Source organism: Amycolatopsis jejuensis (genome assembly GCF_000717335.1).
GTDB classification, from domain to species: Bacteria; Actinomycetota; Actinomycetes; order Mycobacteriales; family Pseudonocardiaceae; genus Amycolatopsis; species Amycolatopsis jejuensis.
Window position 1 is genome coordinate 1 of sequence record NZ_JNYZ01000135.1, and the last position, 205, is coordinate 205.

Sequence of the window (205 nt, forward strand, 5' to 3'; positions counted from 1 at the left end):
GGCTGCACCTTCCCCGGCTGCGACCGCGGCCCAAAATGGACCACCCCCCACCACATCCGCCCGTGGTCCGAGGGCGGCCCCACCAACCTCGACGACCTCGCCTCCACCTGCGAACGCCACCACCGCCTCGCCCACCACAGCGACTGGGACATCACCATCACCGACGACATCGTCCACTGGATCCCACCCACAATCCTCGACCCCG

General features: G+C 69.3%; 1 protein-coding gene. It reads left to right on the forward strand.

Going from position 1 to position 205, the window contains the following annotated elements:
- On the forward strand, positions 1–205 hold a 205-nt coding region (locus OO71_RS49815; RefSeq protein ID WP_162186204.1), incomplete at both ends, for an HNH endonuclease signature motif containing protein.